The sequence below is a fragment of the Streptomyces sp. AHA2 genome, from assembly GCF_036857595.1.
GTDB lineage: Bacteria > Actinomycetota > Actinomycetes > Streptomycetales > Streptomycetaceae > Streptomyces.
Window position 1 is genome coordinate 1 of record NZ_JAUQWJ010000040.1, and the last position, 20,607, is coordinate 20,607.

17 protein-coding genes are annotated in these 20,607 nt (G+C 71.8%); 9 read left to right on the forward strand and 8 right to left on the reverse strand.

The genetic code is table 11. The features are described 5' to 3' along the window. On the forward strand, positions 1 to 143 hold a 143-nt coding region (locus Q5694_RS34455; RefSeq protein WP_333937475.1), incomplete at its 5' end, for a hypothetical protein. A 151-nt stretch (positions 144 to 294) separates the two neighbouring features. Here the strand turns inward: Q5694_RS34455 and Q5694_RS34460 are convergent. From Q5694_RS34460 to Q5694_RS34470, 3 genes are read right to left on the reverse strand one after another with little or no spacing between them, the layout of a single operon-like run. Continuing rightward, positions 295 to 2,577 (reverse strand): ABC transporter permease, encoded by a 2,283-nt coding sequence (locus Q5694_RS34460; RefSeq protein ID WP_333937460.1) that lies wholly within the window; start codon positions 2,575 to 2,577, stop codon positions 295 to 297. Between the two features lie 39 nt (positions 2,578 to 2,616). Next, the gene (locus Q5694_RS34465) at positions 2,617 to 3,375 is read right to left on the reverse strand and encodes an ABC transporter ATP-binding protein (RefSeq protein ID WP_333937461.1); all 759 of its coding nucleotides are present in this window, start codon (positions 3,373 to 3,375) and stop codon (positions 2,617 to 2,619) included. Further along, entirely contained in the window at positions 3,372 to 3,887 is a 516-nt protein-coding gene (locus Q5694_RS34470; protein WP_333937462.1) for a PadR family transcriptional regulator, read from the reverse strand. The genes Q5694_RS34465 and Q5694_RS34470 overlap by 4 nt, the downstream gene beginning before the upstream one ends. A gap of 121 nt (positions 3,888 to 4,008) precedes the next feature. Here Q5694_RS34470 and Q5694_RS34475 point away from each other — a divergent pair, with 121 nt between their 5' ends. The 5 genes from Q5694_RS34475 to Q5694_RS34495 all read left to right on the forward strand — a co-directional run bounded on the left by Q5694_RS34475 (position 4,009) and on the right by Q5694_RS34495 (position 10,738). Continuing rightward, on the forward strand, positions 4,009 to 5,280 hold the full coding sequence (locus Q5694_RS34475; protein ID WP_333937463.1) for an ABC transporter substrate-binding protein: 1,272 nt from the start codon (positions 4,009 to 4,011) through the stop codon (positions 5,278 to 5,280). Positions 5,281 to 5,444: 164 nt separating this feature from the next. Beyond that, the gene (locus Q5694_RS34480) at positions 5,445 to 7,100 is read left to right on the forward strand and encodes a glycoside hydrolase family 13 protein (protein ID WP_333937464.1); all 1,656 of its coding nucleotides are present in this window, start codon (positions 5,445 to 5,447) and stop codon (positions 7,098 to 7,100) included. 111 nt (positions 7,101 to 7,211) lie between these two features. Further along, positions 7,212 to 8,534, forward strand: coding sequence for an ABC transporter substrate-binding protein (locus tag Q5694_RS34485; protein WP_333937465.1), 1,323 nt, complete (start codon positions 7,212 to 7,214; stop codon positions 8,532 to 8,534). 6 nt (positions 8,535 to 8,540) lie between these two features. Beyond that, on the forward strand, positions 8,541 to 9,902 hold the full coding sequence (locus Q5694_RS34490; protein ID WP_333937466.1) for an ABC transporter permease: 1,362 nt from the start codon (positions 8,541 to 8,543) through the stop codon (positions 9,900 to 9,902). After that, positions 9,899 to 10,738, forward strand: a complete 840-nt coding sequence (locus tag Q5694_RS34495) for a carbohydrate ABC transporter permease (RefSeq protein WP_333937467.1) — start codon at positions 9,899 to 9,901, stop codon at positions 10,736 to 10,738. The genes Q5694_RS34490 and Q5694_RS34495 overlap by 4 nt, the downstream gene beginning before the upstream one ends. Before the next feature lie 67 nt (positions 10,739 to 10,805). Here the strand turns inward: Q5694_RS34495 and pgl are convergent, their stop codons facing one another. The 5 genes from pgl to tkt are packed head-to-tail and all read right to left on the reverse strand — an operon-like array spanning position 10,806 to position 17,492. Further along, positions 10,806 to 11,591: a 6-phosphogluconolactonase gene (gene pgl / locus Q5694_RS34500; protein WP_333937468.1), complete on the reverse strand. Its 786-nt coding sequence runs from the start codon at positions 11,589 to 11,591 to the stop codon at positions 10,806 to 10,808. Next, complete coding sequence (gene opcA, locus Q5694_RS34505; protein ID WP_333937469.1) at positions 11,588 to 12,727, reverse strand: glucose-6-phosphate dehydrogenase assembly protein OpcA; 1,140 nt, start codon at positions 12,725 to 12,727, stop codon at positions 11,588 to 11,590. The genes pgl and opcA overlap by 4 nt, the downstream gene beginning before the upstream one ends. Next, on the reverse strand, positions 12,724 to 14,247 hold the full coding sequence (zwf, locus tag Q5694_RS34510; protein ID WP_333937470.1) for a glucose-6-phosphate dehydrogenase: 1,524 nt from the start codon (positions 14,245 to 14,247) through the stop codon (positions 12,724 to 12,726). Before zwf ends, opcA begins: the two co-directional genes overlap by 4 nt. Positions 14,248 to 14,251: 4 nt before the next feature. Further along, on the reverse strand, positions 14,252 to 15,370 hold the full coding sequence (gene tal / locus Q5694_RS34515; protein ID WP_333937471.1) for a transaldolase: 1,119 nt from the start codon (positions 15,368 to 15,370) through the stop codon (positions 14,252 to 14,254). Between the two features lie 34 nt (positions 15,371 to 15,404). Next, on the reverse strand, positions 15,405 to 17,492 hold the full coding sequence (gene tkt, locus Q5694_RS34520) for a transketolase (protein ID WP_333937472.1): 2,088 nt from the start codon (positions 17,490 to 17,492) through the stop codon (positions 15,405 to 15,407). Between the two features lie 384 nt (positions 17,493 to 17,876). On the opposite strand from tkt, the gene Q5694_RS34525 reads away from it, so the two are divergent. From Q5694_RS34525 to Q5694_RS34535, 3 genes are all read left to right on the forward strand, one after another. Next, the gene (locus Q5694_RS34525; RefSeq protein ID WP_333937476.1) at positions 17,877 to 18,794 is read left to right on the forward strand and encodes a heme o synthase; all 918 of its coding nucleotides are present in this window, start codon (positions 17,877 to 17,879) and stop codon (positions 18,792 to 18,794) included. Positions 18,795 to 18,860: 66 nt separating this feature from the next. Then, positions 18,861 to 19,193 (forward strand): hypothetical protein, encoded by a 333-nt coding sequence (locus Q5694_RS34530; protein WP_333937473.1) that lies wholly within the window; start codon positions 18,861 to 18,863, stop codon positions 19,191 to 19,193. 177 nt (positions 19,194 to 19,370) lie between these two features. After that, positions 19,371 to 20,534, forward strand: a complete 1,164-nt coding sequence (locus tag Q5694_RS34535; RefSeq protein WP_333937474.1) for an amidohydrolase family protein — start codon at positions 19,371 to 19,373, stop codon at positions 20,532 to 20,534. Positions 20,535 to 20,607: the final 73 nt, after the last annotated feature.

The following is a 20,607-nucleotide window of genomic DNA, read 5'->3' on the forward strand; positions in this document are numbered from 1 at the left end:
TCGACCAGTGGGGCGTCGAGCTCGGCAAGGTGCTCGCCAAGCGCGTCGAGCCCGCCCTGACCGAGGGCGCCGACGTCGAGGGCCTGGACGCCTCGACCCGGGCGCTTGTCGCCACGTACCGGGAGCTGCGCGGCCGGCAGTGACGGTCACGGCAGGCGAGCGGGCGGCAGTGCGCCGTCCGCTTCCTGCCCCGCACCCTCTCGCCCCCGCACCCTCCCGCCCCCGCGCCCCGCGCCCGCCGTACCACCCGCAGGGCCCTTACGGCCGCTGAGCCCCGGCGTCGGGGGACGGGTGTCAGGCCACCGCGCTGAGGGTGTCCGCGAGGCGCCGCCGGGCCGACCGGGCGGCGGGGACGGCGGCCAGCGCGGCCGCGCAGAGGACCGCCGCCGCCCCGAGCAGCACCACCAGGAGCGCGGAGGGGCCCTGTGCGATGCCCGCGCCGATGCCGCTGGATCTGCCCTGGGCGTCGATCAGCCACCGGGCGAGGGGCAGGCCCAGGGCGGTGGCGGCGAGCACGGCCGCGAGGGCGGTGAGGCCGGTGGCGGTGACGGTGACCGCCGTGATCTGGCGGGGGGACAGGCCGACGGCCTTCAGCGCGAGCAGGTCCCGTTCGCCCTCGCGGACGGTGCCGCCGATTGTGGTCAGCAGCTCGATCAGCCCGATCAGCGCCAGGACGGCGATCAGCCCGGCGACCACGGCCCGCAGGGGGGAGAGTCCGTCGGCGGGGTTGGTCACGGCGTGCACGTCGAGCCGGCCGTGCCCGGCCGCGGTGAGCCGCTCGGCGACCCGGGCGGGATCGGCGCCGGGCTTCAGCCGCAGTTCGTAGAGGGTGGGGCGGAGCCCGGGGTCGTTGGCGCGCAGGGTGTCGAGGGACGTGGAGATGACGCGGCCGGCGTTCTCCGGCTCGATGCTGCGGCCCACGATGTGCAGGATCTGCGGCTGGTCCCCGACGGTCATGCGCACCCAGTCGCCCACGCGCACGTCCAGCAGGTCGAGCAATCCCTGCCCGGCCACGGCCTCGTCGGCGCCGCGGGCGGGGCGGCCCTCGGCGAGCGTGTACGGGTAGGGCTCCTCGTGGGTGCCGAGACCGCGCAGGGCGATGGTCGCGGTCTGGCCCGGTACCAGGGCGGCCGTCTCGACGCCCGGGTAGGCGGCGGCGACCTGCGGGTCGTCCTCCAGGAGCGCGCGGACGCCCTGCTCGCCGGGTCCGGCGTCGGCGCGGACGCTCAGCGTGGTGGGCAGACCGACCTGCTCGGGACGGCTGTGGAACCGGTCGAGGGTGGTCCAGGCGCTCACCGCCACCACGATCAGCAGCAGCGGCAAGGTCAGGCGCGCGACCGTGGCCAGCGAGCGGGGACGCCGGGTGAACGCCTTGTGCCAGCCCAGGACCAGCGCGGGCGGCACCCGCACACCGAGCGCCCGGCGGGCCACGCCGGACAGCCGCCCGCCCGCGGTGGCGGCGGGCCGGGGCACGGGCACCGGCGGCACCCGCCCGGCCCGCCATGCGGCGAGGCCGGTGGTCACGCCGATGAACAGCACCGCCCCCGCCGGGACCACGATCAGCGCCACCGTGTGCCCGGGCAGCCCCTGCCACACCCCGACCGCGTCCCCGAGCCGCCCCGGGATGCGACTGCCCAGGACCTCGGCCAGCGCGGCGGCGGACACCGCGCCGAGCAGGGCGTAGGCGAGGTGCTGCAGGAGGAAGACGCGGACGACCTGGCCGGGCGTGAAACCGATCGCCTTCAGCACCGACAGGTCCCGCAGATGGCCGCTGATACGCGTGCCGATCGCGCCGTGCACGGCGAAACCGGCGGCGGCGAGGGCGCCCAGGCCGAACAGCCCCAGCACCTGCCCGAGGAGCCGGTTGTCCCCCTGGGCCTCGGCGCGGGCCTGCTGCCAGGTGGAGACCTCGCCGATCGCGCCCGCGCCCAGCACCGTCACGGCCCGCTGCACGACGTAGGACGTGTCGCCCGGGTCGGTCAGCCGCAACCCGATGACCTGCCCCCCGGGGTCCGGCACGGCCGACGGCAGGGCCCACACCAGACCCGGCTGCTCACCGGGCCGGTAACGGGGCTCGGCGCTGTCGGCGAGCCCCACGACGGTCAGCTCGCGGGCGGTGCCCGGCACGTCCAGGGTGTCGCCGGGCTGGACCAGCAGCGCGCGGGCCAGGCGGCTCTCCAGCACCACGCCGTCGGGCGCCGCGGGGTCCAGCCACTGCCCGGAGACCAGCGGCGGGCGGCCGACGGACGGGCGTTCCGCGGTGGCGCGCAGTTCGACCGAGGCGCGGCTGCCGCGGGCGGAGACGGTGGTGGCCGCCGTCGGGTACGGCCCGGCCACCTCGTCGACACCGTCCAGCGCGGCCAGCCTGTCCGTGTCGGCGGCGGAGTCGGTGTGCAGCCACACGTGCGCGCCGTGCGACTGCGTGAAGACGCGCTGCCAGGGGTTGGTCGCGTACCCGAACAGGGCCGTGGCCAGCAGCAGGGAGGCGACGATGCCCGCGGTGGCGAGGACGAGGAACAGCGCCTCGCCGCGGTGCGTGCGCAGATCCGAGTGGGCCCAGCGCAGGGTGGCTCGCATACGGGTCAGCCCCTCCGGGGTTCGTCGTACACGGGCGTCTCAGTCCCGCAGTTCGAGCACGCCGGATATCCCGGCGCGGCGCGGCGGAGCGGTGCCGCCGTCGAGTTCCGCGTCGTCGGCGATCCGGCCGTCGAAGAAGCTGATCACCCGGTCCGCCGCACTGGCCAGCCGGGCGTCGTGCGTGACCAGCAGGATCGTCTGGCCGCGCTGGTGGAAGCGCGACAGCAGCCGCATCACCTCGCGGGTGCCCTTGCTGTCCAGGCTGCCCGCGGGCTCGTCGGCCAGCAGCAGCGGGGGATGGTTGACCAGCGCCCGGGCCAGGGCCACGCGCTGCTGCTCACCGCCGGACAGCTCGCCCGGCATGCTGCGCTCCTTGCCGGTCAGGCCCAGCTCGGCCAGCAGCGCCTCGCGCTCGGCGCGCGCCTGCTTCGCGGAGGTCCCGGCGAGCAGGGCGGGCAGCTCCACGTTGTCGGCGACCGACAGGTTGGAGACCAGGTTGAAGAACTGGAAGACGATGCCGATCCGCTTGCGGCGCTCCACGGCCCAGCGGGCCTCGCTGTAGGTGTCGGTGGACTCGCCGTCGAGCCAGATGCGGCCCGCGTCGGGCCGCTGGAGCCCGCCGAGCAGATGCAGCAGCGTCGACTTGCCGGCGCCGGAGGGGCCGGTGATCGCCACGAACTCGCCCTGCCGCACGCACAGGTCGACCCCGCGCACGGCACGGGCGGGCGCGCCCTCGCCGTGGTGCGTCTTCACCAGGCCCTCGGCGCGCAGCACAGGAGCGGGACGGTCGTCGCTCACTCCAGCTCCTCCAGCTCTTCCTGGCACCGCTCCAGCCAGTCGAGGTCGGCCTGCAGGTGCAGCATCGCGCCCTCGATCAGCAGGTGGGCGATGCGGTTGTCGCGGTCTTCGGCGGCGGCCAGCCTCGAAAGCTGCCGCATGGTGTTGAGGTACTGGCGCCGCTGCTGGTTGATCAGGGCCACCTGGTCGGCGAGACCGGTCTGCGGAGCGAGCGCCAGCTTCATGAAGAACTCGTCCCGCACCCGCGGCTCGTCCTCGGGCTCCTCGAACCAGACGCGCAGCGCCTCCCGCCCGGCCTCGGTGAGGTGGTAGACCTTCTTGTTGGGCCGGCTGGACTGCGCCACGTCCTCGCCCTCGATCAGTCCCGACTTCTCGAGGCGGCCGAGGGTCACATAGATCTGGCCGACGTTCGGCTGAGGGTACGCGGAGCCCAGCAGTTGCTCAAGGTCCTGCTTGAGCTCGTATCCGTGGGCGGGTCCGCGGGCGAGGAGAGCCAGGAGGGGCAGGCGCACGCGTGCAGTCCTCCTGTCCGGTCCAATGTGCTCCAGGCCCTAGTATCGCCCATACCTAACAGGTATACATGGCCTCTGATCCGGGCAAGGGTGCCCGTCGCCGGTGTACAGGGAGGAACCTATGCGGTGGATCCATGCCGCCGGTAGGGGCCTTCTCGTTCTCGTCGTGGTCCTGACCGGTTACGCCGCCGCCGGAGCGCAGGCGGGCGAACCCTCCAGCGGCGGCCGCGGGCCGCTCACCCTGGCCACCGCCGGGGACCTCACCGGCTACCTGGGCCCCCTGCTGGAGGGCTGGAACCGCGCCCATCCCGGCGAGAAGGTGACCCTCGTCGAACTGCCCGACTCGGCCGACGAGACCCAGGCGCAGATGATCACCGACCTGCGCGACGGCGACCGCAGCCGGTTCGACGTGCTCAACATCGATGTCAACTGGACCTCGGACTTCGCCGCGGCGGGCTGGATCAGACCCCTGCCGCGCGACCGGTTCCCGCTGAGGACGTTCCTCCCGCCGGTCGTGGCCACGGCCACCTACGACGACCGGCTCTTCGCCGTCCCCTACGTCACCAACGCGGGCCTGCTCCTGTACCGCAAGGACGTCCTCGCCGAGGAGGGCGTCGAGCCGCCGCGCACCTGGGCCGAGCTGGAGCGCTACGCGAGGACGATCGCCCCGAAGCACGGCCTGGACGGGTACGCCGGGCAGTTCCTGCCGTACGAGGGCCTCACGGTCAACGCGGCGGAGGCGGTCTACTCGGCGGGCGGCTCGATCCTCGGCGACGAGGGCGAGCGCGTCACCGTCGACTCGGCGGCGGCCCGCGAGGGCATCGGGTTCCTGGCGCGGGGCGTGCGCGAGGGCTGGATCCCGAAGGAGGCCCTGTCGTACAAGGAGGAGGAGTCCAAGCGGGCCTTCCAGGACGGCCGGCTGCTCTTCCTGCGCAACTGGCCCTACGCCTACGTCGGCGCATCCGCCCCGGGCTCGAAGGTGGCCGGGAAGGTCGGCGCCGTACCGCTGCCCGGCCGCAGCGGGCCCGGGACGAGCGTTCTGGGCGGCTCCAACCTGGCCGTCAGCACCCACGCCCGGCACCCCGACTCGGCGGCCCGGCTGATCGCCTACCTCACCAGCGAGCCCGTCCAGCGCCAGGTCCTCACCCGCGGCGCACTGCCGCCCGTGCGGGCCGATCTGTACCGGGACCCCGAGCTGATCCGCCGATTCCCGTACCTGCCGACCCTGCGCGAGAGCGTGATCGCGGCCGAGCCGCGCCCCAAGAGTCCGCGCTACGACCAGGTCAGCCTGGTCGTCCAGGCGGTCGTGCACGACGCGATGGCCGGGCACCAGACGCCCGAGGCGGCGGTGCGCCGGCTGGCGCGCGAACTCGCCCTCATCTCGCGCCGCTAGCCGGGCCCGGCGCCGGAAGCCCACTCTCCCTACGTACTTGTTAGGTAACGCGGGCATCTCATCTCGCCGAAATCTGTCCCTTTGGTTGCAGTTTGCCCCATGTCAACTGCCCGGTAGCTTCTGCCTTTTCATTGACACCCTCGCGACACGCCTACTTAACATGCATGCATAACCGCTGCCCTTCTCAGAGACAGGTCGATGGGTTGAACAGGCACCACTGGTGGCGTGACGCAGTGATCTACCAGGTCTACGTCCGCAGCTTCCTGGACAGCACCGGCGACGGCGTCGGCGACCTCGCCGGCGTCCGTGCGGGACTGCCCTACCTCAAGAAGCTCGGCGTCGACGGGATCTGGCTGAGCCCCTTCTATCCCTCGCCGCAGCACGACCACGGCTACGACGTGGCCGACTACTGCGACGTCGACCCGGTCTTCGGGGACCTCGGCGAGTTCGATCTGCTGGTGGGCTCCGCGCACCGGCTCGGCGTCAAGGTGCTGCTCGACATCGTCCCGAACCACTGCTCCAGCGAGCACCCCTGGTTCCGCGAGGCGCTCGCCGCTCCGGCCGGGAGCCCGGCCCGGGCCCGCTTCCACTTCGCCGACGGCCGCGGCCCCGACGGGTCCGAGCCGCCCAACAACTGGCACTCCATGTTCGGCGGCCCCGCCTGGACCCGGGTGACCGAGCCCGACGGCCGGCCCGGCCAGTGGTACCTGCACATGTTCGCGCCCGAACAGCCCGACTGGAACTGGCGCAACCCGGAGATCGCCGCCGAGTTCGAGCGGATCCTGCGCTTCTGGCTCGACCGGGGCATCGACGGCTTCCGCATCGACGTCGCCGCCGGCCTCTTCAAGCACCCGGAGCTGCCCGACTCCGACGACCCGGAGGCCGACGCCCGCACCCGCGACTCGGTCAACCCCCTCGCCTGGAACCAGCCCGAGGTGCACGACGTCTGGCGGCGCTGGCGCTCCATATGCGAGGAGTACACCGAGCGCGACGGCTGCGAACGCCTCCTCGTCGGCGAGGTCTCCGTCCCGACCGCACGCGAGCACGCCCGCTACGTCCGCCCCGACGAACTCCACCAGGCCTTCTTCTTCGACCTGCTCAGCGCGCCGTGGGACCCGGACGCCTTCCGCAAGGTCATCTCCGAGGCCATGCAGGACATCGCCGGCACCGGCTCGACGGTCACCTGGGTCCTCAACAACCACGACCAGGTGCGCACCGTCACCCGCTACGGCGAGCCCGCCACCGGGGGCAGCGGCCTCGGCGCCGCCCGCGCCCGCGCCGCCGCGCTGCTGATGCTGGCCCTGCCCGGCGCCGCGTACATCTACCAGGGCGAGGAGCTCGGGCTGCCGGAGGTCGTGGACCTGCCGGACGACGTGCTCACCGACCCGATCTTCCGCCGCACCGGCAACAGGGCCCGCATCCGCGACGGCTGCCGCGTGCCGCTGCCCTGGTCGGGGCAGGCCTCGCCGTTCGGCTTCACCCCCGGCGCCGAGAGCGCCAAGCCGTGGCTGCCGCAGCCGGAGTACTTCGCCGAGTACGCCACCGACCGGGCCCTCGCCGACACCCGCTCCTTCTGGCACCTGTACCGCGACGGACTGCAACTGCGCGCCGCCCTGCCGCAGCTGGGCGAGGGAACCCTGCGCTGGCTGGACTGCCCGCCCGGCGTCCTGGCCTTCGAGCGCGGCGACCTGGTGTGCGCCGTCAACTTCGGCACGGCCCCGACCCCCGCGCCGGTCCCCGGAACCCCCCTGCTCGCCAGCGGCTCCTGCCCGCCCGGAGTCCTCTCCGGCTCGACGGCCGCCTGGTGGGTCCGTACCTGACCACCCGCAAGCGACACCCGCGCACGCGACATCCGCGCAGGAACCACCCGCACAAGCAACATCCGCGCGAGCGAACTCCCCGCAAGCGAACCCTCCGAAGGGACATCGACGATGATGCGACGTACCACCCTGCTCACCGGCTGCACCGCCCTCGTGCTGGCGCTCGGCGCGACCGCCTGCGGCGGCGGCCCCGTCTCGGCCGGCGGCGGCGACAAGGCCCTCGGCGGCCAGACCGTCACCGTGGCCGGCGTCTGGTCCGGCACCGAGCAGAAGAACTTCCAGAAGGTGCTGGACGCCTTCACCGAGAAGACCGGCGCCAAGACGCAGTTCACGTCCACCGGTGACAACGTCTCCACCGTCGTCGGCAGCAAGATCGAGGGCGGCAACGCCCCCGACGTCGTGATGGTCCCGCAGGTCGGCGTGCTCAAGCAGTTCGCGCAGAACGGCTGGCTCAAGCCGCTGTCGAAGAAGACCGAGCAGGCCGTCGACGCGGGCTACGCGCCGGTGTGGAAGAACTACGGCAGCGTCGACGGCAAGCTGTACGGCCTCTACTTCAAGGCCGCCCACAAGTCGACCGTCTGGTACAGCCCCGACGCCCTCGCCCAGGCCGGCGTGAAGCCCCCGAAGACCTACGACGAGATGCTGAAGGCCGGCCGGACCGTCTCCGACTCCGGCCTCGCCGCCTTCTCCGTGGCCGGACAGGACGGCTGGACCCTCACCGACTGGTTCGAGAACATCTACCTCTCCCAGGCCGGACCCGAGAAGTACGACGCCCTCGCCGCGCACGAGCTGAAGTGGACCGACGGCTCCGTCGTCGAGGCCCTCACCACCCTCGGGAAGCTGTTCAAGGACAAGCAGCTGATCGCCGGCGGCCAGAAGGGCGCACTGAACACCGACTTCCCCGGCTCCGTGGAGAAGGTGTTCGGCCCGAAGCCCGAGGCCGGCATGGTCTACGAGGGCGACTTCGTCGCCGGCGTCGCCAAGGACCAGTTCGGCAGGAAGGTCGGCGAGGACGCGAACTTCTTCCCCTTCCCCGCGGTCGGCGGCGGCGAGGCCCCGGTCGTCAGCGGTGGAGACGCCGCCGTCGTCCTGAAGGACGGCAAGAACCAGAAGGCCGCCCAGGCCCTCCTGGAGTACCTGGCCACCCCCGAGGCCTCCGCGGTGTGGGCCGAGGCCGGCGGTTTCCTCTCCCCGAACAAGAAGCTCGACCTCGCCTCCTACGGCGACGACGTCACCCGCGCCACCGCGAAGTCCCTCGTGGAGGCCGGCGACTCGGTCCGCTTCGACATGTCCGACCAGGCCCCCGCGGCCTTCGGCGGCACGAAGGGCACCGGCGAGTGGAAGCTGCTGCAGGACTTCCTGCGCGACCCGTCCGACCCCAAGGGCACCGCGGCGAAGCTGGAAGCCGCGGCGGCCAAGGCGTACCAGGACTGATACGCCATGACCGCGACCCTCGTAAAGGAGACGAGTTCCCCGCCGCCCACACCGGTCGCCGACCGCACCCGGCGCCTGCGGCGACGCGGGAAGATCGTCGCGACGCTGTTCGTGCTGCCCGCACTGCTGCTGCTCGGGGCGCTGGTCGTCTACCCCGTGCTGTTCAGCGTCGGCCGCAGCTTCTTCGACGCCTCCGGGACGGCCTTCGTCGGCGGCGACAACTACACCGAGATGTTCCGCGACCCGGCGACCCTCAAAGCCGTGCGCAACACGGCCGTCTGGGTCGTCGTGGCCCCCGCCCTGCTCACCGGACTCGGCCTGATCCTCGCCGTCCTGGTCGAGAAGGTCCGCTGGGCCACGGCGTTCAAACTGCTCCTGTTCATGCCGATGGCGGTCTCCTTCCTCGCCGCCGGCATCATCTTCCGCCTCGCCTACGACGAGGACCCCGACAAGGGCGTGCTGAACGCGGCGGTCGTCTCCGTCCACGACGCCTTCAAGGACCAGTCCACCTACCCGACGGCCCGGGCACGCGACGGGCAGGGCCTGACGAAGGAGAAGGACGGCTCGTACCGCACGAGCGCGTCCGTCTCGCCCGGGGACGCGGTGACGCTCGGCCTGGTCGGCGTCCAGCCCGCCGAGCTGCCCGGCGACGCGCGGCCCGCGTCCGGAGCGGTGGGGCAGAAAGCCGCAGCCGACGAACTGCGCGGTGTCGTCTACCTGGACTTCACCCCCGGCGGGGGAGGGAAGCAGGGCGAGGTCGACGCGCGGGAGAGCGGACTGCCGCAGATGAAGGTCGAGGCGGTCCGGGACGGCGAGGCGGTCGCCACGGCCACCACCGCCTCCGACGGCTCCTTCCGTTTCGAGGACCTCGAACCGGGCTCGTACACGGTGAGACTGCCGTCGTCGAACTTCGCCGCGCCCTACGAGGGCGTCTCCTGGCTGGGTCCGGCACTGGTCACCCCGGCGATCATCGGAGCGTACCTGTGGATCTGGACCGGCTTCGCGATGGTCCTCATCGGCGCGGGTCTGTCGACCCTGCCCCGCGACGCCCTGGAGGCGGCGCGGATGGACGGCGCGAACGAGTGGCAGATCTTCCGCCGCATCACCGTCCCGCTGCTCGCCCCGGTCCTCACGGTCGTCTTCGTCACGCTCGTGATCAACGTGATGAAGGTCTTCGACCTCGTCTACATCATCGCGCCCGGACCCGTGCAGGAGGACGCGACCGTGCTCGCGACGCAGATGTGGCTGGTGTCGTTCGGCGGCGGCAACAACCAGGGCCTCGGCAGCGCGCTCGGCGTCCTGCTCCTGCTGCTGGTCGTTCCCGCCATGGTCTTCAACGTCCGCCGCTTCCGAAGGAGTCAGCGATGAACGCGGTACGGCGCTCCCTGGGCAACGGCGTCGTCCAGGCCTTCCTCGTGCTGGTCGGCCTGGTGTGGATGACGCCGCTGGCCGGACTGTTCCTGTCCTCGCTGCGGTCCGCCGAGGACACGGCGAAGGGCGGCTGGTGGACGGTGTTCTCCACCCCCGGGCAGCTGTCCTTCGACAACTACTCCTCGCTGCTGCAGAACGCCGGCATCACGCAGGCGTTCTGGAACACGGTGCTGATCTCGGTGCCGACGACGGTGCTGGTCGTGGTGGTCGCGGCACTGGCCGGATACGCCTTCGCCTGGCTGGACTTCCCCGGGCGGGAGCCGGTCTTCCTGGTCGTGGTGGCGCTGCTGGTGGTGCCCGTCCAGATCGGCCTGCTGCCGGTCGCCAAACTCTTCGGCCAGCTGGGCCTGTTCGGCACGATCCCCGGAGTCGTCCTGTTCCACGTCGCGTACGGGCTCCCCTTCGCCGTGTTCCTGCTGCGCAACTACTTCGCCGAGATGCCCAAGGAGATGCTGGAGGCCGCGCGCATGGACGGCGGCAGCGAGTGGCGCATCTTCACGCGCCTGGTCCTGCCCGTCGGCCGCCCGGCGATCGCCTCGCTGGCCATCTTCCAGTTCCTGTGGGTGTGGAACGACATGCTGGTGGCGCTGCTCTTCGCCGACAGCGCGTCCCAGCCGCTGACCGTGGAACTGCAGTCGCAGATACGCCAGTTCGGCAGCAACATCGACGTCCTGGCCCCCGGCGCGTTCCTGTCCCTGATCGTCCCCGTCGTCGTCTTCTTCGCCTTCCAGAAGCACTTCGTCCAGGGCGTGATGGCGGGCTCGGTCAAATAACCGCCGCCCGGCACACGTCCGCCCACCCGCCACCGGCCTCGCAGACCGGTGGCGGGTGGGCGGAGGTCTATGCCGAAGCCGGCGGGTACAGGGAACGCGGCAGCTGCGAGGCCGCCGCCGCGTCCAGCAGCCACAGGGTGCGGGTGCGGCCGTGCGCGCCCGCCGCCGGGGCCTGGATCTCGCCCGCGCCGGACAGCGCGATCGCCGCCGCTCCCGCCTTGTCCTCGCCGGCCGCCAGGAGCCACACCTCGCGGGCCGCGCGGATCGCCGGGAGCGTCAGCGTCACCCGGGTCGGCGGCGGCTTGGGCGCGCCGTGGACACCGACGACCGTGCGGCCGGTCTCGCGCACCGCCGGCAGCTCCGGGAACAGCGACGCCACGTGCGTGTCCGGTCCGACGCCCAGCATCAGCACGTCGAACGCGGGCACGGGGCCGTGGTCCTCCGGGCCCGCCGCCGCTGCCAGCTCCTCCGCGTACGCGGCCGCCGCCGCGTCCACGTCGTCGCCGTACGGCCCGTCCGAGGCGGGCATCGCGTGCACCCGCTTCGGATCGAGCGGGACCGCGTCGAGCAGCGCCTCACGGGCCTGGGTGACGTTGCGCTCCGGGTCGCCCTCGGGCAGGAAGCGCTCGTCGCCCCACCACAGGTCCAGCCGCGACCAGTCCACGGCGTCCCGGGCGGGCGCCGCCGCCAGCGCGGCCAGCAGGCCGTTGCCGTTGCGGCCGCCCGTGAGGACCACCGACGCCGAGCCCCGGGAGGCCTGCGCGTCCACGATCCGCGTGATCAGCCGCGCCGCCGCGGCCTGCGCCATCAGCTCCTTGTCGCGGTGGACGACCAACTGGGGTGCCGTACTCACGCAGGATCCCCCTTCCGCACCGGTTCCGGTGTGGGCGGCCCCTGCTTCACCGGTGCCTGCGCCGTCGCCTGCGCAGCGGGAGCTTTCGCAGCCTCCTCGACCGGAGCGGGGACGCCGAGCCGGTCCCGTCCGCCGCCGCTTCCGGGCTTTCCGCCGGCCCCCGGTTCTCCTTTGGCCACCGCCTGCTCCTGCGAGGCCGTCGCCGTCCCGGAGTTCTTCAGCCGGTCCACCCCGTACCGCAGCGCCGAGGCGTAGGTGTCGTCCGGGTCGAGCCGCCGCAGCTCCTCCGCGATCAGCTCGGCGGTCTCCCGGCGCTTGAGCGCCACCGCGCGGGCCGGCTGGCCCTCGATGGTGAGCGTCGCCAGGGAGCCGTCGGCCCGGTCCAGCTGGATCGGGCCGCAGTCGGTGTCCATGCGGACCGCCGTGAGACCCGGCCCGCCGGACAGGGAGCGCTTCACGGGCACGTCCAGCCGGTCCGCGAGCCACATCGCCAGCAGCTCGCAGCTCGGGTTGAACTCCTCGCCCTCCACCTCGACGGCCTTCACCTCGCAGGTGACCTGGTCGAGCGCGGCCGCCAGCATCGAGCGCCAGGGCGTGATGCGCGTCCAGGACAGGTCCGTGTCACCGGGGGTGTACGTCCCCGCCCGGGTGGCCAGGTCCCGCACCGGCTGCTCGGAGGCGTAGGTGTCGGTGACGCGGCGCTGCCCGAGGGCACCGAGGGGGTCCTTCGCCGGGTCGAGCGGGGCGTTCACCGGCCACCAGACCACCACCGGGGCGTCCGGCAGGAGCAGCGGCAGCACCACCGACTGGGCGTGGTCCACGACCTCGCCGTACAGCCGGAGCACCACCGTCTCGCCCGTACCGGCCTCCGCGCCGACCCGGACCTCCGCGTCCAGGCGGGACTGCGTGCGGTCGCGCGGGGAGCGGGAGACGCGCTTGATGACGACGAGCGTGCGCGAGGGGTGCTCGCGCGAGGCGTCGCTCGCGGCCTTCAGCGCGTCGTAGGCGTTCTCCTCGTCCGTCACGATGACCAGCGTGAGCACCATGCCGACCGCCGGGGTGCCGATCGCCCGGCGGCCCTGCACCAGCGCCTTGTTGATCTTGCTGGCCGTGGTGTCGGTCAGGTCTATCTTCATGGCCGGCGCCAGCTCCGTCCGTGTCGCTCGAGCATTTCGTCCGCCTCGACGGGGCCCCAGGTACCGGCCGGGTACTGGGCGGGCTTGCCGTTGGTGTCCCAGTACTCCTCGATCGGGTCGAGGATCTTCCAGGACAGCTCGACCTCCTCGGTGCGCGGGAAGAGGTTCGAGTCACCGAGCAGGACGTCCAGGATGAGACGCTCGTACGCCTCCGGGCTGGACTCCGTGAAGGACTCGCCGTAGGCGAAGTCCATCGACACGTCCCGGATCTCCATGGACGTGCCGGGCACCTTCGAGCCGAAACGGACCGTGACGCCCTCGTCCGGCTGGACGCGGATGACGATCGCGTTGGAGCCCAGCTCCTCGGTGGCCGTCGAGTCGAAGGGAGAGTGCGGGGCCCGCTGGAAGACGACCGCGATCTCCGTCACCCGGCGGCCGAGCCGCTTGCCCGTGCGCAGGTAGAAGGGGACGCCCGCCCAGCGGCGGTTGTCGATCTCCAGCTTGACCGCGGCGTAGGTGTCGGTCTTGGAGGAGGCGTCGATGCCGTCCTCCTCCAGGTAGCCGCGCACCTTGGTGCCGCCCTGCCAGCCGGCCGCGTACTGGGCGCGCACGGTGTCGCGGCCCAGGTCCTGCGGCAGCCGCACGGCTCCGAGCACCTTGGTCTTCTCCGCGGCCAGCGCGTCCGCGTCGAAGGAGGCGGGCTCCTCCATCGCGGTCAGCGCCATGAGCTGGAGCAGGTGGTTCTGGATGACGTCCCGGGCGGCGCCGATGCCGTCGTAGTAGCCGGCCCGGCCGCCGATGCCGATGTCCTCGGCCATGGTGATCTGCACGTGGTCCACGAAGGACCGGTTCCAGATCGGCTCGAACATCGTGTTGGCGAAGCGCAGCGCCAGGATGTTCTGGACGGTCTCCTTGCCCAGGTAGTGGTCGATGCGGAAGACCTGGTCCGGGGCGAAGACCTCGTGGACGACCTTGTTGAGCTCCTCGGCCGACTCCAGGTTGTGCCCGAACGGCTTCTCGATGACCGCGCGCCGCCAGGAGCCGCCCCTCTGGTCCGCCAGCCCGTGCTTCTTCAGCTGCTGGATGACCACCGGGAAGGACTTCGGCGGCACGGAGAGGTAGAAGGCGAAGTTGCCGCCCGTGCCCTGGGCCTTGTCCAGCTCCTCGATCGTGGAGCGCAGCCGCTCGAACGCGTCGTCGTCGTCGAACGTGCCCTGCACGAACCGCATGCCCTGGATGAGCTGCTGCCAGACCTCCTCGCGGAAGGGCGTGCGCGCGTGCTCCTTGACCGCGTCGTGCACCTCCTGCGCGAAGTCCTCGTGCGCCCACTCGCGGCGGGCGAAGCCCACCAGCGAGAAGCCCGGCGGGAGCAGACCCCGGTTGGCGAGGTCGTACACGGCGGGCATGAGCTTCTTGCGGGAGAGGTCGCCCGTGACGCCGAAGATGACCAGGCCCGACGGCCCCGCGATGCGCGGGAGCCGTCGGTCCGCGGGGTCACGCAGCGGATTGCTGCTCGACACCTGTTCAGCCCTCCGAGGGGGCGAGGCGCTTCAGCTCGGCCTCGGTCGACTTCAGCAGGTCGTTCCAGGAGTCCTCGAACTTCTCGACGCCCTCCTTCTCCAGGAGCTGGACGACCTCGTCGTACTTGATCCCCAGCCGCTCGACGGCGTCGAGGTCGGCACGGGCCTGCTCGTAGGTGCCGGCGACGGTGTTGCCCGTGATCTCGCCGTGGTCCTCGGTGGCGAACAGGGTCGCCTCGGGCATGGTGTTCACCGTGTTCGGCGCGACCAGCTCGGTGACGTACATGGTGTCGCTGTACGCCTCGTCCTTGACGCCGGTCGACGCCCACAGCGGACGCTGCTTGTTGGCGCCGGCCTTCTCCAGGGCGTTCCAGCGGTCCGAGGAGAAGATCTCCTCGTACGCCTGGTAGGCGAGGCGGGCGTTGGCGACGGCGGCCTTGCCGCGCAGCGCCTTGGCCTCGTCGGTGCCCAGCGCGTCGATCCGCTTGTCGATCTCCGTGTCCACGCGGGAGACGAAGAAGGACGCCACGGAGTGGATCTGCGACAGGTCCAGGCCGCGCTCCTTGGCCTTCTCCAGGCCGGTCAGGAACGCGTCCATCACCTTGCGGTAGCGCTCCAGGGAGAAGATCAGCGTGACGTTGACGCTGATGCCCAGGCCGATGGTCTCGGCGATCGCCGGGATGCCGGCCTCGGTCGCCGGGATCTTGATGAGGGTGTTGGGCCGGTCCACCAGCCACGCGAGCTGCTTGGCCTCGGCGACCGTGGCCCGGGTGTTGTGCGCCAGGCGCGGGTCGACCTCGATCGACACCCGGCCGTCCTGGCCGCCGGTGGCGTCGAAGACGGGGCGCAGCACGTCGGCGGCGTCGCGGACGTCCGCCGTGGTGATCATGCGGATGGCCTCTTCGACGGTGACCTCACGGGCGGCGAGGTCGGTCAGCTGCGTGTCGTAGCCGTCGCCCTGCGAGATCGCCTTCTGGAAGATCGACGGGTTGGTGGTGACGCCCACGACGTGCTGCTGGTCGATCAGCTCGGCGAGGTTGCCGGACGTGATCCGCTTGCGCGACAGGTCGTCCAGCCAGATCGCCACGCCTTCCTCGGAGAGGCGCTTGAGTGCGTCTGTCATGGAAATTCCATCTCCTACGTGTCGTGTATGAGCGTCAGCGCTGGGCTGCGGCGATCGATTCCCGGGCGGCGGCGGCGACGTTCTCCGCGGTGAAGCCGAACTCCCGGAACAGCACCTTGCCGTCGGCCGAAGCACCGAAGTGCTCCAGGGAAACGATGCGGCCGGCGTCCCCCACGTACTTGTGCCAGGTGAGGCCGACACCGGCCTCCACCGCGACACGGGCCCGGACGGACGGCGGCAGGACGCTGTCCCGGTACCCCTGGTCCTGCTGCTCGAACCACTCCACGCACGGCATCGACACCACGCGCGTGGGCACGCCGGCGCCCTGGAGCTGCTCGCGCGCCTCGACGGCGACGTGCACCTCGGAACCGGTGGCGATCAGGACGACCTCCGGCTCACCGCCCTCGGCCTCGAACAGGACGTAACCGCCCTTGGCCGCGTCGTCGTTGGGCTCGTAGGTCGGCACGCCCTGACGGGTCAGCGCCAGGCCGTGCGGCTGGCCCTTGCCGAACTCCTTCGTCCAGCGCTTGAGGATCTCGCGCCAGGCGATCGCGGTCTCGTTGGCGTCGGCGGGGCGCACGATGTTCAGGCCCGGGATGGCGCGCAGCGAGGCGAGGTGCTCGACCGGCTGGTGCGTCGGGCCGTCCTCACCGAGACCGATGGAGTCGTGCGTCCACACGTACGTCACCGGCAGGTGCATCAGCGCCGACAGCCGCACCGCGTTGCGCATGTAGTCGGAGAACACCAGGAAGGTGCCGCCGTAGATGCGGGTGTTGCCGTGCAGCGCGATGCCGTTCATCTCGGCGGCCATCGCGTGCTCGCGGATGCCGAAGTGGATCGTGCGGCCGTACGGGTCCGCCTCCGGCAGGGGGTTGTCCGCCGGGAGGAAGGAGCTGGTCTTGTCGATGGTGGTGTTGTTGGAGCCGGCCAGGTCGGCCGAGCCGCCCCACAGCTCGGGGATGACGGCGCCGAGCGCCTGCAGCACCTTGCCGGACGCGGCGCGGGTCGCGACGCCCTTGCCGACCTCGAAGACCGGGATCTTCTCCTCCCAGCCCTTGGGCAGCTCGCCCTTGGCGATGCGGTCGTACTCGGCGGCGCGCTCGGGGTTGTTGTCCCGCCACTGCTGGTACGCCTTGTCCCACACCGCGCGGGCCGCCTTGCCCCGCTCCAGCGCCTTGCGGGTGTGCTCGATGACCTCGTCGGAGACCTCGAAGGACTGCTCCGGGTCGAAGCCGAGGACGCGCTTGGTGGCGGCGACCTCGTCGTCGCCGAGCGCCGAGCCGTGCGCGGCCTCGGTGTTCTGCGCGTTCGGGGCCGGCCAGGCGATGATCGAGCGCATCGCGATGAAGGAGGGCCGGTCGGTGACGGCCTTGGCCTGCTGGATCGCCTCGTAGATCGCGGCCGGGTCCAGGTCGCCGTTCTCCTGGGGCTGCACCCGCTGCACGTGCCAGCCGTAGGCCTCGTACCGCTTGACGGTGTCCTCGGAGACGGCCGTCTCGGTGTCGCCCTCGATCGAGATGTGGTTGTCGTCCCACAGCAGGATCAGGTTGCCGAGCTTCTGGTGGCCGGCGAGGGAGGACGCCTCGGAGGAGATGCCCTCCTGGAGGCAGCCGTCACCGGCGATGCAGAAGACGAAGTGGTCGAAGGGGGACTCGCCCTCCGGGGCCTCCGGGTCGAACAGGCCGCGCTCGTAGCGGGCGGCCATCGCCATGCCCACCGCGTTGGCGACGCCCTGGCCCAGCGGGCCGGTCGTGGTCTCCACACCGGTGGTGTGCCCGTACTCGGGGTGGCCGGGGGTCTTCGAACCCCAGGTGCGGAAGGACTTCAGGTCGTCCAGCTCCAGGCCGAAACCGGCCAGGTAGAGCTGGGTGTAGAGGGTCAGGGACGAGTGGCCGGCGGACAGCACGAAGCGGTCGCGCCCGACCCAGTCGGCGTCCGCCGGGTCGTGCCGCATCACCTTCTGGAAGAGGGTGTAGGCGGCGGGCGCCAGGCTCATCGCCGTACCCGGATGGCCGTTGCCGACCTTCTGTACGGCGTCGGCGGCCAGGACACGCGCGGTGTCGACGGCCCGCTGGTCCAACTCGGTCCACTCGAGGTCTGTGGTGGTCGGCTTGATGCTCACCCTGGGTCAGGGCTCCTCTCCACATGATTCGGATGCCGGTGTATCGGGGCGCGCACCGGCCGCAGTCGAGCCTACCCCCGTGGGACGTGCGATTTTCCGAGTCACTCCAGAGTGCCGGGAGTCATCTCGATCCGCCTCCTGACTGGGCCGTACCGCATGCGACAGGTGAATACGGAGCCGCTCATCCGGGTGCTCAATCGAGCCGCGGACCGCCCGTCGGAAGCCGCCCCCCAACACGAGGCGACCCCCGCGGATGTCCGACTCTGGGCAACGTCTAAAGTGGCGTGGTACGCGCGAGCCTTTACCGTCACTTCACACGGTGGGGCTCGCTGGACTGTCTCTGTAGGGGTGTGCGTGACGGCCGTTGAATCCCGTCCAGCGGGGATGCTCGGGACGGACCAGAGCCCGGCCCACCGGCCGTTCGGGGCCCGTGTCATGGCGTTCGTGGCTCTCACCAAGCCGCGGATCATCGAGCTGCTGCTGATCACCACGGTGCCGGTGATGTTCCTGGCGCAGCAGGGCGTGCCCGACCTGACGCTGGTACTGCTGACCTGCGTCGGCGGTTACATGTCCGCGGGCGGTGCCAACGCCCTCAACATGTACATCGACCGCGACATCGACGCGCTGATGGACCGCACCTCGCAGCGCCCGCTGGTCACCGGCATGGTCAGCCCGCGCGAGTGCCTCGCCTTCGGCATCACCCTGGCGATCACCTCCACCCTGCTCTTCGGCCTCACCGTGAACTGGCTGAGCGCCTGGCTCTCCCTCGGCGCGCTGCTGTTCTACGTGGTCGTCTACACGATGATCCTCAAGCGCCGCACCTCGCAGAACATCGTGTGGGGCGGCATCGCCGGCTGCCTGCCGGTGCTGATCGGCTGGTCCTCGGTCACGAACTCGATGTCCTGGGCGCCGGTCATCCTGTTCCTCGTCATGTTCTTCTGGACGCCGCCGCACTACTGGCCGCTGTCCATGAAGGTCAAGGAGGACTACGCGCGCGTGGGCGTGCCGATGCTGCCGGTGGTCGCCTCCAACAAGGTCGTCGCCAAGCAGATCGTGATCTACAGCTGGGTCATGGTCGCCGTCTCGCTCCTGCTGACCCCGCTCGGCTACACCGGCTGGTTCTACACGGCGGTCGCCCTGCTGGCGGGCGGCTTCTGGCTGTGGGAGGCCCACGGGCTGCAGAACCGCGCGAAGGCCGAGGTGACGGGCGCGAAGCTGAAGGAGATGCGCCTGTTCCACTGGTCGATCACGTACGTGTCGCTGCTCTTCGTGGCCGTCGCGGTCGACCCGTTCCTGCGCTGACGCCCTGACGTACGTCACACCGTCCTGCTCTCGCGAGTCGATCTACCCGTGAGTAGCATCCTGGTCATGGCAGAGACGCAGCAGGCAGACCCGAAGGCCGAGCGCAAGGTCGCCCGGCTCGCCCGGCAGATCACCTCCTTCTCCAAGGCCCACGGCGGGGCCGAGGGCCAGGTCGCCTACCTCGGCGAGCGCGGCGCCCGCATCGTCCTGGTCGGCGAGGACGGCAACTGGGGCGACCTGGTGGCCCCGACCTACGAGATCGCCGAGAAGGCCGTCGAGAAGGCGGGCATCACCCGCCACGAGTCCTTCGACGGCGAATTCGCCGCGAAGGTCAGGACGGGCCGCTACGAGTGGAGCCGCATGGCCGGCATCCAGGTGGGCGGCCCGAAGAACGACTGATCCGCTTCCCGGGGGTGCGGGGCCGCGTCGATGGGCGGCGCCGCCGCGCGGGCGCGACCGGTCATCCGCTCGGCAGCCGTCCCGCGACCCGCACCCCGCCCCCCGGGAGCCGCGACCTCGACACCGGTTCACCCGTTAGGACCCTTGAGAGAACAGGGTCCACACCGGGGAGCCCGGATGATCGAAACGCCGTCCCTCGTGGACCAGTACTGCCACGGAGTGCTGCGCACGGAGCTGGGCCTCGGCACCTTCGAGGCCCAGCTCGCCCGCACCGAGGGCCCGCCCGCCCCCGGCACCACCCTCTTCGACACCCAGACCGGTTTCGCGGTGCGGCGCTGGTGCCCGCCCCTGCTCGGTCTGGAAGCCCACTGCCCGCCCGCCCGGTACCTCGCCCGGCGCCGTGAACTGGGCGTCCTGGAGGCCGGCCGAAGACTCCTGCGCGGCAGCGGCATCACGACCTACCTGGTCGACACCGGCCTGCCCGGCGATCTGACCGGCCCGGGGGAACTGGCCTGTGCCGGATCCGCCGAGGCCCACGAGATCGTCCGGCTGGAGCCGCTCGCCGAGCAGGTCGCCGACACCTCCGGAACCGTCGAGTCGTTCCTCGCCAACCTCGCCGAGTCCGTGCACGCCGCCGCCGCGCACGCCGTCGCCTTCACCTCCGTCGCCGGCGTACGGCACGGCCTCGCGCTCGCGCCCGAGCCGCCCGGGCCGGGGGAGGTGCGCGGGGCGGCCGGCCGCTGGCTCGCCCGGCGCGGGGTCGGCGGGGAACTGAGCGATCCGGTGCTGCTGCGGCACCTGCTGTGGAGCGCCGTCGCCTCGGGCCTGCCGCTGCAGTTGCACGCCGGGCTGGGGGCCCCGGGCCTGCGCATCGACCGGACGGACCCCGTCCTGCTCACCGACTTCGTCCGCGCCACCGCCGGGCTGGGCACGGACCTGGTCCTGCTGCACGGCTACCCGTACCACCGGCACGCCGCCCACCTGGCCGGTGTCTTCCCGCACGTCCACGTCGACTGCGGAGCCGCCCTGGTGCGCACCGGCGCCCGGGCCGCGACGGTGCTGGCGGAGATCCTGGAGCTGGCGCCGTTCGGCAAGATCCTGTTCTCCACCGGCGCCCAGGGGCTGCCCGAACTGCACGTGGTGGGCGCCCGCCTGTTCCGCGAGGCCCTCGGCCGGGTGCTGGGCACCTGGGTCACCGAGGGCGCCTGGTCCCTGGCCGACGCCCAGCGGGTGGCGGGCATGCTGGCCTCGGCGAACGCACGCCGGGTGTACGGGCTCGCCGAAGCCTCCGGTACGGCGGGGCCCCCGCCCGGCCAGGGACGGGAGCGGGCCCTGCTCTAGGTGTATCGATCACGAGCGTTGCTGACACTGGCGGGTCTTGAACATGGCGAAGACCTCCGATGTGGTGGAGCTG